This window comes from Methylobacterium sp. 1A (assembly GCF_058072805.1).
On sequence record NZ_JBYQVE010000002.1, the window covers coordinates 1,845,162 to 1,859,939 of the forward strand.

General features: G+C 72.6%; 15 protein-coding genes. 10 read left to right on the forward strand and 5 right to left on the reverse strand.

The genetic code is table 11. From position 1 onward, the window contains the following. Positions 1 to 152: 152 nt before the first annotated feature. A complete protein-coding gene (locus tag ACX9MN_RS28795) occupies positions 153 to 620 on the forward strand; it encodes a hypothetical protein (RefSeq protein WP_091679723.1) in 468 nt (155 codons plus the stop codon). Between the two features lie 193 nt (positions 621 to 813). On the opposite strand, the gene ssb is transcribed toward ACX9MN_RS28795, so the two are convergent. Both ssb and ACX9MN_RS28805 read right to left on the reverse strand, forming a co-directional pair. After that, positions 814 to 1,377 carry a single-stranded DNA-binding protein gene (gene ssb, locus ACX9MN_RS28800; RefSeq protein WP_127992566.1) on the reverse strand — a complete coding sequence of 188 codons (564 nt, stop codon included), beginning with the start codon at positions 1,375 to 1,377 and terminating at the stop codon, positions 814 to 816. Between the two features lie 168 nt (positions 1,378 to 1,545). Beyond that, positions 1,546 to 2,565 carry an NADP-dependent oxidoreductase gene (locus ACX9MN_RS28805; RefSeq protein WP_489726109.1) on the reverse strand — a complete coding sequence of 340 codons (1,020 nt, stop codon included), beginning with the start codon at positions 2,563 to 2,565 and terminating at the stop codon, positions 1,546 to 1,548. A 123-nt stretch (positions 2,566 to 2,688) separates the two neighbouring features. Between ACX9MN_RS28805 and ACX9MN_RS28810 the strand changes: the two genes are divergently transcribed. Together ACX9MN_RS28810 and ACX9MN_RS28815 are read left to right on the forward strand one after the other, a co-directional pair. Next, positions 2,689 to 3,087 (forward strand): DUF4174 domain-containing protein, encoded by a 399-nt coding sequence (locus ACX9MN_RS28810; protein ID WP_489726110.1) that lies wholly within the window; start codon positions 2,689 to 2,691, stop codon positions 3,085 to 3,087. Between the two features lie 137 nt (positions 3,088 to 3,224). Continuing rightward, positions 3,225 to 3,401 (forward strand): hypothetical protein, encoded by a 177-nt coding sequence (locus tag ACX9MN_RS28815; protein WP_012320668.1) that lies wholly within the window; start codon positions 3,225 to 3,227, stop codon positions 3,399 to 3,401. Positions 3,402 to 3,415: 14 nt separating this feature from the next. Here the strand turns inward: ACX9MN_RS28815 and ACX9MN_RS28820 are convergent, their stop codons facing one another. From ACX9MN_RS28820 to msrQ, 3 genes are all read right to left on the reverse strand, one after another. Continuing rightward, a complete protein-coding gene (locus tag ACX9MN_RS28820; protein ID WP_489726111.1) occupies positions 3,416 to 3,808 on the reverse strand; it encodes a hypothetical protein in 393 nt (130 codons plus the stop codon). 110 nt (positions 3,809 to 3,918) lie between these two features. Then, positions 3,919 to 4,320 carry a hypothetical protein gene (locus ACX9MN_RS28825; RefSeq protein WP_056525759.1) on the reverse strand — a complete coding sequence of 134 codons (402 nt, stop codon included), beginning with the start codon at positions 4,318 to 4,320 and terminating at the stop codon, positions 3,919 to 3,921. Between the two features lie 68 nt (positions 4,321 to 4,388). After that, entirely contained in the window at positions 4,389 to 5,330 is a 942-nt protein-coding gene (gene msrQ / locus ACX9MN_RS28830; RefSeq protein WP_489726112.1) for a protein-methionine-sulfoxide reductase heme-binding subunit MsrQ, read from the reverse strand. Positions 5,331 to 5,537: 207 nt separating this feature from the next. Between msrQ and ACX9MN_RS28835 the strand changes: the two genes are divergently transcribed. The 7 genes from ACX9MN_RS28835 (at position 5,538) to truB (ending at position 14,666) form a co-directional block, all read left to right on the forward strand. Continuing rightward, positions 5,538 to 6,548, forward strand: coding sequence for an aldo/keto reductase (locus tag ACX9MN_RS28835; RefSeq protein ID WP_020092720.1), 1,011 nt, complete (start codon positions 5,538 to 5,540; stop codon positions 6,546 to 6,548). A 298-nt stretch (positions 6,549 to 6,846) separates the two neighbouring features. Further along, positions 6,847 to 7,608 carry a ribosome maturation factor RimP gene (gene rimP / locus ACX9MN_RS28840; protein WP_489726113.1) on the forward strand — a complete coding sequence of 254 codons (762 nt, stop codon included), beginning with the start codon at positions 6,847 to 6,849 and terminating at the stop codon, positions 7,606 to 7,608. 64 nt (positions 7,609 to 7,672) lie between these two features. After that, positions 7,673 to 9,298 carry a transcription termination factor NusA gene (gene nusA, locus ACX9MN_RS28845; protein ID WP_091679718.1) on the forward strand — a complete coding sequence of 542 codons (1,626 nt, stop codon included), beginning with the start codon at positions 7,673 to 7,675 and terminating at the stop codon, positions 9,296 to 9,298. A 25-nt stretch (positions 9,299 to 9,323) separates the two neighbouring features. Then, positions 9,324 to 10,046, forward strand: coding sequence for an RNA-binding protein (locus ACX9MN_RS28850; RefSeq protein ID WP_020092717.1), 723 nt, complete (start codon positions 9,324 to 9,326; stop codon positions 10,044 to 10,046). Positions 10,047 to 10,122: 76 nt separating this feature from the next. Next, positions 10,123 to 13,050: a translation initiation factor IF-2 gene (gene infB, locus ACX9MN_RS28855; RefSeq protein ID WP_489726114.1), complete on the forward strand. Its 2,928-nt coding sequence runs from the start codon at positions 10,123 to 10,125 to the stop codon at positions 13,048 to 13,050. A 104-nt stretch (positions 13,051 to 13,154) separates the two neighbouring features. Next, entirely contained in the window at positions 13,155 to 13,583 is a 429-nt protein-coding gene (gene rbfA / locus ACX9MN_RS28860; RefSeq protein WP_020092715.1) for a 30S ribosome-binding factor RbfA, read from the forward strand. Positions 13,584 to 13,649: 66 nt separating this feature from the next. Next, the gene (truB, locus tag ACX9MN_RS28865) at positions 13,650 to 14,666 is read left to right on the forward strand and encodes a tRNA pseudouridine(55) synthase TruB (protein ID WP_056525771.1); all 1,017 of its coding nucleotides are present in this window, start codon (positions 13,650 to 13,652) and stop codon (positions 14,664 to 14,666) included. Positions 14,667 to 14,778 lie beyond the last annotated feature (112 nt).

The window sequence follows — 14,778 nt, forward strand, 5'->3', positions numbered from 1 at the left end:
CGCGCGCGATCCGGATCCGCGACCGGCCGGTGCCGGGTCAGTGCTCGGCCACCGTGTTGTCCCCCTGGAACGGACAAACCCATATTCACGACGGCATAGAGCCGTATTAATGTCTTTCGGGACGCAACATAGTGTCCCGGAGATTCTTCGTCATGAGTCGCTATGTATTTGCATCCCTGATGATCGCCGGCCTCGTGGCCGGCGCCGCGCCGGCCGCCGCGCTCTCCGCGAAGGATTGCTCGGTCAAGTATCAGGCCGCCAAGCAGGCCGGCACGCTCAACGGCCAGAAGTGGAACGACTTCCGCAAGGCCGAGTGCGGTGCGGCGGCCGACAACGCCCCGACGACCGCGCCGAACCCTGTCTCGCCGACCGCGACGACAGCTCCGGCCGCGCCGCCGGCCGCCCCGCGCGCCGGGACGACGTCCGCCGCCGCGGCGTCGGCCACGTTCCCCCGCGCCGTCGATCCGAAATACGCCAAGGAATCGGCCGGCAAGGCCCGGATGCACACCTGCCTCGACAGCTACAACGCCGCGAAGGCTGCCGGCACGCTGGGCGGCATGAAGTGGATCGAGAAGGGCGGCGGCTACTACTCGGCCTGCAACCGGCAGCTCAAGGGCTGAGCGGCGGCGCTCCGGGGCGCCGAAGGCGCGCGGCCCGAGACGTAGGCAGGCGGATCTGGATCCCGGGCACCGCCGCGCGGTCCCGGGATGCTGCCTTGAAACGGCTGCGCTGACGCAGCCCAGATGTCCGCGTCACCCGGGTCGGGCAGGCCGACCCGGGTGACGGTACAGGGCCTCCGGATCGCAGGCGGTCCTAGAAGGGGATGTCGTCGTCGAGGTCGTAGCCGCCGCGGCTGCCACCGCCGCCACCCGAGGAGGCCGGGGCCGGACGCCGCTCGCCGCCCTGGGCGCGACCGCCGCCGAAATCACCGCCGCGATCACCACCCCGGCCACCGCCGAAGTCGCCGCCGCGGCTGATCTGGCCGCCGCCCTCGTCCTCGCCGGCGAAGTCGCCGCCCCCGCCGCCGCGCCCGTCGAGGATCGTCATCTCGCCGCGGAAGCGCTGGAGCACCACCTCGGTCGTGTACTTCTCGACGCCGGAATTGTCGGTCCACTTCCGGGTCTGGAGCTGGCCCTCGATGTAGACCTTCGAGCCCTTGCGCAGGTACTGCTCGGCCACCCGGGCGAGGTTGTCGTTGTAGATCACGACCGAGTGCCACTCGGTCTTCTCCTTGCGCTCGCCGGTCGCCTTGTCCTTCCACGACTCCGACGTCGCGAGCCGCAGGTTGCAGACCGGGTCGCCCGAACCGAGGCGGCGCATCTCGGGATCGCGCCCGAGATTGCCCACCAGAATCACCTTGTTGACGCTGCCCGCCATCGCTCTCTCCTAGTCGTACGGATCTCACAGGGCATCTGCCCGGCGGCGCGCGAACCATGCGCCCGGGCCTCCGGAGCGGCAACCGGCGGGGCGGGCTTGTGCCCGCTTTCCGCAGCGCCGACGGATCGATTTGTTCTATATCCGTTCCGTTTCGGCAGCAAGCCGCTCTCAGGCGAAGCGGACGACGAGCTTGCCGAAATTCCGACCTTTCAACAGGCCGATGAACGCCTCGGGGGCGTTCTCCAGCCCCTCGACCACGTCCTCGCGGTAGCGGACGCGCCCGTCCTGGATCCAGCCGGCGACCTCCTTGCGGAACGTGTCCGCCTGCTCGGCGAAGTCCCAGACGATGAAGCCCTGGATGTGCAGCCGGTTGGTCAGGACCGCGCGCATCAGGCCGGGCAGGCGGTCCGGGCCGGGGGGCACCTCGGTGGCGTTGTAGGCGGAGACGAGGCCGCAGACCGGGATCCGCGCGAACGGGTTGAGCAGCGGCAGCACGGCGGCGAAGACCGCGCCGCCGACATTCTCGAAGTACACGTCGATGCCCTTCGGGCAGGCGGCCGCCAGCGCGCCCGGCAGGTCGGACCCGCGATGGTCGATCGCGGCGTCGAAGCCGAGCTCCTCGGTGAGGTAGCGGCACTTCTCGGGGCCGCCCGCGATCCCGACGGCGCGGGCGCCGTGGATCTTGGCGATCTGGCCGACCAGGGAGCCCACGGGGCCGGCGGCGGCGGCCACCACGACGGTCTCGCCGAATTTCGGCCGGCCGATGTTGAGGAGGCCGGTATAGGCGGTCATGCCCGGCATCCCGAGCACGCCCAGCGCCGTGGAGGGCGGGGCGGCATCGGGGTCGACCTTGCGCGAGCCCTTGGCGTCGGTGACGACGTACTCCTGCCAGCCCGCGAAGGCTGTCAGCAGCTCGCCCACGGCGTGATCGGGGTGGTTGGAGGCGACCACCTCGCCCACCGTCTCGGCGGTGATCGGCGCGCCGATCTCGACGGGCGCCGCGTAGGATTTCGCGTCGCTCATCCGGCCGCGCATGTACGGGTCCAGCGACAGCCAGCGGGTGCGCAGGAGGACCTGGCCGGGTCCGGGCTGCGGCACCGGCACCTCCTCCAGGCGGAAATTCTCGGGCCGCGGCTCGCCGTGCGGGCGCGAGGCCAGGACGATGCGGCGGTTCATGGCGGTGGTCATTCCGGACTCCGGGACACGGGCTTCCGCCCCGATCTGGGGCGCCGGGCCCGCGAGGCAAACGCGCCGCCGCGATCGCGCGGCCGAGTCGCGCGTTGTCCCGACTCGAGAGCGCGGAGCGGTTGCATGCGGGAGACGGCACTGGGACTCGGGCTGGCAGCTATGGCGGCGGGGGCCGCCCTGGCCGGTCCCCTCGACGGCTATCGCGACCGGGCGCGGGTGCTGGTGCTGTCGGCGCCCGAGGCCGGGGACGCGCAGCTCCAGGCGCAGCGGGCGGCGCTGGCCTCGGTCCGCACCGGCGTCGCCGAGCGCGACCTCGTGGTGCTCGAAGCGGTCGGCGCGGGGGCCGAGGCGCGGGCCCTGCGCGAGCGCCTCGGCCTGCCCGCGGACAGCTTCCGCGCGGTCCTGGTCGGCAAGGACGGGGGTGCCAAGATCACCGAAGCGGCGCCGATCGCGCCGCAGAGGCTGTTCGCCACGATCGACGCGATGCCGATGCGCCGCAGCGAGATGCGCGAGCGCCGCTAGGGCCCGATCCCCTGTGAACGGCGGGGCCGCGGACACCATCGGTTAAGCCTACCGGCCTATCACCGAAACGTGTCGACGGCCGCGCACCGGCCGTCCGTTGAGGCCCGCCAGGACGCTCGGACGAGACGCTCGAATCGATGACCCGACAACAAGTCGCCACCGCCATCCGCCGCCTCGTCGACCTGCAGGTCGAGGATATCGAGCGCGCGGTCCGCGACGGCCACAAGACCATCGCGCTGAACGAGCTGGCGGACCTGAACCGCCAGCTCAAGGCCTTCGCGGCCGCCCTCAGGAAGGCGCCGGCCCGCATCTGAGCCGGATTCCCACTCTACCAGCGCGGCCCGCCCCAGCGACGGGGTGGGATGTCCTCCGGCGGCGGGGGAGGCGGCGGCGGCCCGCGGTCGACGACCGGCTCGTCGCAGACCCGCACTCGTCGCAGCACCGGCTCCCCGTCCGGACCGAAGCGCCGCCGCACGAATTCCCGGCACGCCTCCGGGGACGCTTCTGGGGGCGCCGCTGTGAAGCGGGGACCGCGGACTTCGGATTCGGGCCGCGGTCCCGGAGGGGGCGGGGGCGGCCGGCGCTCCGGCTCGTCGTCCTGGGCGGGCCCGCCGTCGACGTGCGGCGGGTAGGGTCCGTCGAAATCGGCGGCCAGGGCCGGGCCGGCGGCGAGGATCAGGGCGCAGAAGCCGGTTCGTAAGAGGAGACGACGAGCGGGCACGGTGGCCTCGGCGTGAGCGGGCGCGCGGGGATCGCGGCCATCATCGCCGCAGGATGCGACCGGGTGCCTGAACCGCCTCCGAGCCGCGGTGTCGGCCGCCGTTCAGCCGGCTACTTCTGCATCGCGTTCACTTCGCACTGGGCGTAGTCCGCGCTCGCCTTCACGTAGGCATTGAGCTTCTGCAGGTAGGCCTCGGCGATCGGCCGGAAGGCCTGCGCCTGCAGGTTATAGGCCTTGATCGCGTCGTTGTAGCTGTAGGCCTCCCAGCCCGGGCAGCCCTCCTTGGCGTCGAGGCAGGCGGGCTTCGGCGGCAGCTCCGGCTTGGCCGGGCGCGCGGAGGCCGGCGGCGGCGCGGGCGGCGTGCAGGCCGCGGCTGCCGGCGCGGCGGCGGCCGGCGGCGGCGCGGCGGGCGCCGCCTTGGCGGCCGGCTTCGCGGCCTGGGTCGCGGGGGGCGTCGCGAAGGCGAGGGTCGGCGCGAGCAAGCCCGCGATCAGGAGAGGCGTGCCGCGCATGGCGTCTCGAAAGCTCCGCTGGGCCCGGGGCCGCCGGCGGCGGAGGACCGGGAGCGGGTTCTGCGGCATCAGGCCGACGGCGACAAGGGCTCCCGGAAGGGCTCCCGGACGGGTTCCCGGATAGGCTCCCGGCGGGCCGCCTGGGCCGGTCGCCTGCCGGGTGCCGGGGCCTTCGGGCCGCGCACGAGCGCCACGAGCGGGAGCGACAGGCCGACGGCCAGCACCCACCAGGCCGGCCGGATCGGCCCGGAGAAGTCCAGGTTGGCGGCGAGGACGAGGTTGGCCGGCACACCGCTGGCGAGGCCGTACCACGCGGCCTCCAGGCCGGCGGTCGCGAGCCCGGCGACGATCGCCAGGAAGAGGAGCGACCAGGGCCGCTCCGGCCACTGGAAGCGCCGCATCACCCGCCAGCCCATCAGCAGCAGGAACAGGCCCGCCGAGAAGACCGGGTCGGTGACGTCGATCTTCGACTGCAGGAAGTAGTGGACCAGGGCCGCCACGGCGATCGTGTAGGTGAGGCGGTGCAGGCGGTTCCAGTTCGGGCCGAGGTTGCGGATCGCCGCGTCCGTGGAGGTCAACCCTAAGGCGATCAGGCCGATCAGGGCCACGAAGCCGATCGTCAGGTAGAGCCGGAGCGCGATCTCGGAGATCACCTTGGTGAGGATCAGGTTCTGGTCGACGGCGTAGAGGGTCAGATGGGCCACCGCGTAGGCCATCACGGTGACGCCGAGCATGCGCCGCACGACGAGGACCTTCGGCCAGTCGGCGAGGCGGCGCAGCGGCGAGATCGCCAGCGAGAAGAGCAGGAAGCGCACCGCCCACTCGCCGGTGGCGTGGATCAGCGCGGTGATCGGCTTCGCCCCGAGGGCGTCGAGCCGGTAGGCGGCCGCGAGGTAGAGCGCGGGCGCGACGCAGCACGCGAACACCGCGAGCTTCAGCCAGGAGAGGCGGCCGGCCCGGTCGAGCCAGGGGAGGGGGATGCCGAGGGCGGCGGCCGAGCGATCGATCATGGGTCCGAACGGAAGCTTCGCGGTGGACGACGGCGCCGCACCGATGGCCCGGGCCACCGGCGGGAACGGCTGCCCGGGCCATCGGTGCCGTCACGGGTCGGTTCGCCGCGGGCGTTCGCGGGTTACAGGGCGGCGTTGACCTGTGTTGTGGTTGACCGCGCCGTTCCCGCGGCGAGATAGCGGGACGACGGACGTTGGAGGGATCCCATGCAGTATCGCACGCTCGGCCGCTCGGGCCTCAAGGTCTCGCCGATCTGCCTCGGCACGATGATGTTCGGCGGCCCCACCGACGAGGCCACGGCGGGCCGTGTCGTCGCCAGCGCCCGGGAGGCCGGGATCAACTTCATCGACACGGCCAACGTCTACACGGAGGGCCGCTCGGAGGAGATCACCGGCCGGGCGATCAGGGCAGAGCGCGACGCCTGGGTCCTGGCCACCAAGGTTGCCAACCCGACCGGGCCGGGCGTCAACGACCGCGGCCTCTCGCGCGTTCACGTGATGAAGGCCGCCGAGGACAGCCTGCGCCGCCTCGGCACGGATTTCATCGACATCTACTACCTCCACAAGGAGGACCACGACACGCCGCTGGCCGAGACGGTCCGGGCGATCGCCGACCTCGTGCGGGCGGGCAAGATCCGCCATTTCGGCGTCTCGAATCACCGCTCCTGGCGGGTCGCCGAGATCTGTCGGCTCTGCGACGAGGCCGGGATCGACCGGCCGGTGGTGAGCCAGCCCTACTACAACGCCTTCAACCGGATGCCGGAGACCGAGCACCTGCCCGCCTGCGCGCATTTCGGGCTCGGCGTGGTGCCGTACTCGCCGCTCGCGCGCGGCGTGCTCACCGGCAAGTACGACCCCGACGCGCCGCCGCCGGCCGAGTCGCGCGCCGGCCGCCAGGACGCCCGGATGATGCAGACCGAGTGGCGCCCGGAATCCCTGCGCATCGCCCGGACCCTGAGGGAGCACGCCGAGGCCCGCGGCATCACGGCCGGCCAGTTCGCCACCGCCTGGGTGCTGAACAACCGCCTCGTCACGGGCGTGATCGCCGGGCCGCGGACGGAGGCGCAGTGGCAGGAATATCTCGGCGCCCTCGACTACGCCTTCACCCCGGAGGACGAGGCGCTGGTCGACGGGTTCGTCGCCGCAGGCCACCCGACCACGCCGGGCTACAACGATCCGGCCTATCCGCTGGAGGGGCGGGTGCCGCGCAGCGGCTGAGACGCGGCCGATCTTCGACCGATCCCCTCATCCTGAGGTGGCCGCGAAGCGCGACATCGAAGGATGAGGCGGAGCTGGGGACGAGCGGGCTCGCGCGGCGCGGCGGATCCACCTTGCGCTCCGGGCCGAGGGCCGCTATCTAGCTCTCAACAGTTCTGATGGCAGTCGAGAGGCTGCGGTTCGGGAGTGGGCCCCACCGGGTCCGCTCTTTTTTTTCGCCGCACATCCTCTCGCCGCACGAGGCCCCACGCCGCGGGCGGCCAGGCAGAACGCCGCGAAGGTTGCGCGCTGAACACCCATGTCGTCCGAGATTGAAGCGGATCTGTCCGAGAAGCGCCTCGTCCGCGAGGCCGGAGTCGCCGCGCGCGTCGCGCAGGCGATCGAGGGGCCGCTCGCGGGCCTCGGCTTCCGGCTGGTCCGGGTGCGGATGTCCAACGTCAACGGCTGCACCGTGCAGATCATGGCGGAGCGGCCGGACGGCACCTTCACGATCGACGATTGCGAGGCGGTGAGCCGCGCGATCTCGCCGATCCTCGACGTCGACGACCCGGTGGGCGGCGCCTACAACCTCGAAGTGTCCTCGCCGGGGATCGACCGGCCGCTGGTGCGGGTCTCGGACTTCGCCCGCTGGGCCGGCTACGAGGCCAAGGTCGAGCTGAGCCCGCCGCTCGACGGGCGCAAGCGCTTCCGCGGCATCCTCGGCGCGCCGGACCCGACGGGCGCGACCGTCCCGATCGACCTGCCCGACGTGAAGGAAGGGCTGCCGAGCCGCATCGACCTGCCGCTGAAGGACCTCGCCGAGGCCCATCTCGTCCTCACCGACGAGCTGATCCGCGAGTCGCTGCGCCGCGGCGGGCCGCCCGCCACGGACGAGGCCGACGAGGCCGAGGACGAGGAGGACGCCGCGGAGAGCGCGTCGCCGGCGCGCGCGCCGTTCCAGCCGAAGGGCCCCCGCAAGGCCAGCCCCGCGGCCAAGCCCCAGAAACAGGCCCGGACCGGCCCGAAAAAGCCGGTCGTGACCAAGGCGTCCCGGCTCAAGGACCGCGACTCCCTGCACTGAGACCCCCGCGCCGGCCGCCCGGCGGCCGGCCCGAAGATTTGACGGAAGAGAAGGACCGACACCGATGGCCGTCGTCAGCGCCAACAGGCTCGAACTCCTCCAGATCGCCGACGCGGTCGCCCGCGAGAAGGTGATCGACCGCTCCATCGTGATCGACGCGATGGAGGAGGCGATCGCCAAGGCCGCCCGCTCGCGCTACGGCGCCGAGACCGACGTTCACGCCGAGATCGACCCGAAGACCGGGGCGCTGCGCCTCTCGCGCCACCTCCTGGTCGTCGATCAGGTGGAGAACGACGCCCGCGAGATCACCCTCGACCAGGCCCGCCGCTACAACCCGGGCGCGCTGGTCGGCGACGTCATCTCCGACACCCTGCCGCCCTTCGATTTCGGCCGCGTGGCCGCGCAGTCGGCCAAGCAGGTCATCGTCCAGAAGGTGCGCGACGCCGAGCGCGCCCGCCAGTTCGACGAGTACAAGGACCGCATCGGCGAGATCCTCAACGGCATCGTGAAGCGGGTCGAGTACGGCAACGTCATCGTCGACCTCGGCCGCGGCGAGGGCATCGTGCGCCGGGACGAGATGATCCCGCGCGAGACCTTCCGGCCGGGCGACCGCATCCGCTCCTACCTGTTCGACGTGCGCTCGGAAGTGCGCGGCCCGCAGATCTTCCTGTCGCGCTCGCACCCGCAGTTCATGGCCAAGCTGTTCGGCCAGGAAGTGCCGGAGATCTACGACGGCATCGTCGAGGTGAAGGCGGTGGCCCGCGATCCGGGCTCGCGCGCCAAGATCGCGGTGATCTCGCGCGACGGCAGCATCGATCCCGTGGGCGCCTGCGTGGGTATGCGGGGATCTCGCGTGCAGGCCGTCGTCGGCGAGCTGCAGGGTGAGAAGATCGACATCATCCCGTGGTCCGAGGACGAGGCGACCTTCATCGTCAACGCCCTCCAGCCCGCCGAGGTGGTGAAGGTGGTGCTCGACGAGGAGGCCGACCGCATCGAGGTGGTGGTGCCGGACGACCAGCTGTCGCTGGCGATCGGCCGCCGCGGCCAGAACGTGCGCCTCGCCTCGCAGCTCACCGGCTGGGACATCGACATCCTGACCGAGGCCGAGGAATCGGAGCGCCGCCAGAAGGAGTTCGCCGAGCGGACCCAGGTGTTCATGGAGGCGCTCGACGTCGACGAGACCGTCGGCCAGCTGCTCGCCGCGGAAGGCTTCCGCAACGTCGAGGAGATCGCCTACGTCGACATCCAGGAGCTCTCCGGCATCCAGGGGCTCGACGAGGAGACCGGCACGGAGATCCAGGCCCGGGCCCAGGACCACCTCGCCCGGATCGAGCAGGCGCACGACGCCCGCCGCACCGAGCTCGGCGTCGCCGACGAGCTGCGGGAGATCGAGGGCATCACCACGCCCATGATGGTCGCCCTCGGCGAGAACGACGTGAAGACCGTCGAGGATCTGGCGGGCTGCGCCACCGACGACCTCGTCGGCTACACGGAGGGCCGCGGTCCCGAGGCCGTGCGCCACGCCGGCTACCTCGACGGGTTCGACCTGTCCCGCGCCGAGGCCGAGGCGCTGATCATGGCCGCCCGCCTGAAGGCCGGCTGGATCGAGGCCCTGCCGGAGCCGGAGGCCGAGGAGGGTGCCGAGGCGGCCGAGGGCGACGAGGCCGCCCCCGCGCAGGCCGAGGCCTGAGGCGGGCGCCGGCGGCGGAGGCGCGATGGTCGCGGTCGACACGACCCTGCCCGAGGACGGGCTGGATGCCGGGGGGCTCGATGCCGGCCCCGGCCGCCGCTCGCCCGAGCGGACCTGCATCGTCACGCGCGTCGTCCAGGCGCCGGACGCGATGATCCGGTTCGTGCGCGGGCCGGACGGCAGCGTCGTGCCCGACCTGCGCGCCAAGCTTCCGGGCCGCGGCGCCTGGATCAGCGCCCGGCGCGAGGCTGTCGCGACCGCGGTGCGGAAGAACCTGTTCTCGCGGGCGTTCAAGGGGCCGACCCCGGCCGCCCCCGACCTGCCGGACCGGATCGCCGCCGGGCTGCGGGACGACCTGCGGCAGGCCATCGCCATGGCCAACAAGGCGGGCTGCGTGGTCGCGGGCTTCTCGAAGGTCGAGGCCGCGATCGGCGGGCAGCCGGGTGCCATTGCGGTGATTCATGCCGCCGAGGCGAGCCCGGACGGCCGGCGGAAGATCGCGTCGGCCTTGCACAGGCGCCACGGCGGGGCCATGTCAAGGATCCCGATCATCGATGACCTGTCCGAGGACGAATTGGACATGGCCTTAGGTCGGGATCATGTGATACACGCTGCGCTCGTCGCAGGAGCCGGAGCCGCCGGCTGCCTGTCGCGTTGGCGTCGGCTACGCTCCTTCGAGGGCGCCGCCGCGGCGACCGGGGAGCCCGATCCAGCCCGAATCGGCGGGATCGACGAAGCCTCACGTTGACGACGCAGGACTATTTTGACCGGCGCCACCGGGTGTCGGTTCACGGGACGATGGAAACCCTCAGGGTTCAGGCTGAATGAGCGATACGAACAACCCGGGCGACAAGACTCTGAACCGGACTTCCCCGAAGCCGCTCGGCCTCAAGCGGCCGATCGAGGCGGGCACCGTGCGTCAGAGCTTCTCCCATGGCCGCTCCAAGCAGGTCGTGGTCGAGACGGTGAAGCGCCGCGTCATCGGTGCGGCGCCGGCCGCCCCTGCCCGTGAACCCGCGCCCGCCCCACGCCCGGCGGCCCCCGCGCCGACGGCGCCGGCCCCGCGTCCGGCGCAGCGCGCCGCTTCGGGGGTCGTCCTGCGCACCCTGAGCGAGCAGGAGAGTGCGGCCCGCGCCGCCGCCCTCGCCGACGCGCAGCGCCGCGAGGCCGAGGCCCGCCGCAAGGTGGAGGCCGAGGCCGAGGCGCGCCGTCGCGAGGCCGAGGAGCAGGCCCGCCGCGAGCGCGAGGCCGCCGAGGCCCGCCGTCGCGAGGACGAGGAGCGCAAGGCCGCGGCTGCGGCCGCCGCAGCGGCGGCGGCTGACGCTGCCAAGGCCGCCGAGGCTCAGGCCGCCGCCCCCGCACCCGCGGCCGACGCCCCCGCCGCGACACCGGCCCGTCCGGCCGAAGCGCCGGCCCAGTCGACCCAGCCGGCCGCTGCCCGTCCCGCCGCCGCGGCGCCGGCGCGCCCCGCGGCAGCGCCGGCCCGTCAGCCCGAGGCGGCCCGTCCGGCCGCCGCGCGCCCGACGGCCTCCGCCGCGGCTCCGGCCGCTCCGCGCCCGCCGCTGACGCCGCGTCCCTCCACGGGCGAGCCGCGCAAGACCATCACGGCCGACTCGCGCAAGCCGCGCGACCTCAACTTCATGGCCCGTCCGGCTCCGGCGCCCGAGCCCGAGAAGAGCGCGACGCCGGCGACCGCCGCGCGTCCCGCCGGCGCGGGGGCCGCGGCGCGCCCCGCCGGTCGCGGTGCCCAGACCAACGAGGACGAGTCCGAGACCAAGCGGGTGATCCGCCGTCCCGGCATGCCGCTCAAGATCATCGCGCCGCCGAAGACCCCGAAATCCCCGGGCGGCGACCGCAACCGCGGCCGCCTGACCATCGCCAACGCGACCTCGGGCGAGGACGAGCGCACGCGCTCCGTCGCCTCGTTCCGCCGCCGCCAGCAGCGCATGAGCGGCCGCGGCCACGTGGAGCAGAAGGAGAAGCTGTCACGCGAGGTGACGATCCCCGAGACGATCACCATCCAGGAACTCGCCAACCGCATGTCGGAGCGGGCCGTGGACGTGATCCGTCTGCTGATGAAGCAGGGCCAGATCCACAAGATCACCGACGTGATCGACTCGGACACCGCCCAGCTCATCGCCGAGGAACTCGGCCACACGGTGCGCCGCGTCGCCGAGTCCGACGTCGAGGAGGGCCTCTCCTCCGACGAGCCGGATCTGGAGGAGGATCTCGATCCCCGTCCGCCGGTGGTCACCATCATGGGCCACGTCGACCACGGCAAGACGTCGCTGCTCGACGCGATCCGCAAGGAGAACGTGGTCGAGGGCGAGGCCGGCGGCATCACCCAGCACATCGGCGCCTACCAGGTCGCGTCGCCCTCCGGCGACATGATCACCTTCATCGACACCCCGGGCCACGCGGCGTTCACGTCGATGCGCGCCCGCGGCGCCAAGGTCACCGACATCGTGGTGATCGTGGTGGCGGCCGACGACGGCGTGATGCCCCAGACCATCGAGGCCATCCAGCACGCCAAGGCGGCCGGTGTCCCGATGATCATCGCGGTCAACAAGATCGACAAGCCGGATGCCAAGCCGGAGCGGGTCCGCACGGAACTGCTGCAGCACGACATCCAGGTCGAGTCGATGGGCGGTGAGACCCTCGAGTTCGAGGTCTCGGCCAAGACCGGCGCCGGCCTGCCGCAGCTCCTGGAGGGCATCCAGATCCAGGCCGAGATCATGAACCTGCGCGCGAACGAGAAGCGCGACGGCGAGGGAACGGTCATCGAGGCCCAGCTCGACCGCGGCCGCGGCCCCGTGGCCACGGTCCTGGTCCAGCGCGGCACCCTGTTCACCGGCGACATCGTCGTGGCGGGCGCCGAGTGGGGCCGCGTGCGCGCCCTGATCGACGATCTCGGCGAGAACGTGCAGTACGCCGGGCCGTCGGTGCCGGTGGAGGTGCTGGGCTTCAACGGCACGCCGGATGCCGGCGACCGCGTGATCGTGGTGCCGAACGAGGCCCGCGCGCGCGAGGTCACCGAGTACCGCGCCCGTCAGAAGCGGGAGCGCCAGAACGCGCGGACCGGCGGTGCCAACCGCTCGCTGGTCGACATGATGCGCGACCTCAAGGAAGGCGCCGGCCGCAAGGAGCTGCCGGTCGTCATCAAGGGCGACGTGCAGGGCTCGGTCGAGGCGATCTCGGGCGCCCTGGAGAAGCTCGGCAACGACGAGGTCGCGGCCCGCATCCTCTTGGCCGGCGTCGGCGGCATCACCGAGTCGGACATCACCCTGGCGCAGGCGTCGAAGGCCGTCGTCATCGGCTTCAACGTGCGCGCCCACAAGGAGGCCCGTGAGGCCGCCGAGCGGGCGGGCATCGAGATCCGCTACTACAACATCATCTACGACCTCGTGGACGACATCAAAGCCACGCTGTCGGGGATGCTGCCGCCGACGCTCCGCGAGGAGCGCCTGGGCGAGGCGACGATCCAGGAGGTCTTCGAGGTCTCCAAGGTCGGCAAGGTCGCGGGTTGCCGCGTCACCGACGGCATCGTGGAGCGCGGCGCGCATGTCCGCCTCATCCGCGACAGCGTCGTGATCCACGAGGGCAAGCTCAAGACGCTCAAGCGCTTCAAGGACGACGCGAAGGAAGTCACCTCCGGTCAGGAGTGCGGCATGGCCTTCGAGAACTTCGAGAACATGCGCGCGGGCGACGTGATCGAGTGCTACCGGGTCGAGGAGATCCGCCGCACCCTCTGACGCTCCGGACTCATCCGGACAGGGCGGCCGCGGCACCTGCCGCGGCCGTCTTTTCTTTTTTCAGGACGTGCGCCGTCCGCTCCGGCGGGCCGGCCCGAGACAGAATGGCCCAGAAACCGACCTCCACCGGCCCCTCGCAGCGCCAGCAGCGCGTGGCCGAACTCGTGCGCCACGCGCTGGCCGAGGTGCTCCAGCGCGGCGATATCCAGGATCCGGTGCTCGGCACGCATGTCGTGACCGTGCCGGAGGTGCGGATGTCGCCGGACCTGAAGCTCGCCACGGCCTACGTGATGCCGCTCGGCGGCCTCGACGAGGCGCCGGTGATTGCCGCCCTGGAGCGCCACCGGAAGGTGCTGCGCCAGGAGGTGGCCCGGCGGGTGAACCTGAAATTCGCGCCGGAACTGCGGTTCCGGCGGGACGAGACCTTCGACGAGGCCGCGCGCATCGACCGGCTGCTGCGGGACGAGCGGGTCCAGCGGGACCTCGAGTCCGGGCCCGAGGACGACGAACCGGAGACCGGGACGGGGCATTGAGTCCCGATACCAAGCAGAAAGGGACGGGGCATCGACCCCGGGGGACACGCGGACATGACGGTTTCCATGGAAGATTTTCCGCCGGCCGAGCGCCAGGCTCCCCCGCCGAGCGCTGAGCGCCGCGGGCCGGAGGGGCGCCGTCCGCAGCGCGGGCCGCGTCCGGACCGGCCGAAGCGCCGGGACGTCTCGGGCTGGGTGATCCTCGACAAGCATGTCGGCATGACCTCGACCCACGCGGTCGCGGTGGTGAAGCGCGCCTTCAACGCCAAAAAGGCCGGCCACGCCGGCACCCTCGACCCGCTGGCCTCCGGCATCCTGCCGATCGCCCTCGGCGAGGCGACCAAGACCGTCCCGTTCGTGATGGACGGCCGCAAGGCCTACCGGTTCACCGTCCAGTGGGGCATCGAGACCGACACCGACGACGCCGAGGGGCGTCCCGTCGCGACGAGCGACGCCCGCCCGGACCGGGCGGCGGTCGAGGCGGCGCTGCCGGCCTTCGTGGGCGCGATCGAGCAGGTGCCGCCGCGCTACTCGGCCATCAAGATCCAGGGCGAGCGCGCCTACGACCTCGCCCGCGAGGGCGAGACCGTGGAGCTGGTCGCCCGGCCGGTGCAGATCGACCGGCTCGCCATCGTCGAGCACGACGGCGAGCGCACCGTGATCGAGGCCGAGTGCGGCAAGGGCACCTACGTGCGGGCCCTGGCCCGCGATCTCGGCCGGATGCTCGGCTGCTACGGCCACGTGGCCGCCCTGCGCCGGACCCGCGTCGGACCCTTCTCGGAAGCCGAGGCCTGCCCGGTCTCGGCCCTGACCGACGGCAGCCCCGAGGCGGCCCTCGCCTACCTGCGACCGGTGGAGACGGCCCTCGACGCCATCCCGGAGGTCGCGGTGTCGCGCGATCTGGGCCTGCGCCTGATGCGGGGGCAGTCGGTCATCCTGCGGGGCCGCGACGCCCCGGTGGAGGGCAAGGCCTTCGCGACCTGCGCCGGGATCCTGGTCGCCGTGGGCGACGTGGAGCGCGGCGAGCTGGTCCCGCACCGGGTGTTCCACCTCGGCGGCACGGCCCCTGGCCGCAGCGCCTGACACGCCGGCTCCGCGCCGCCGGAGCGCGCGGAGCCCCGGCCGGTCCAGGCCGGGCTGAGACGAGAGCGCGCAGGCGGAACGAACCTGAGCCGTGACGCTTTGGCCCCGGCGG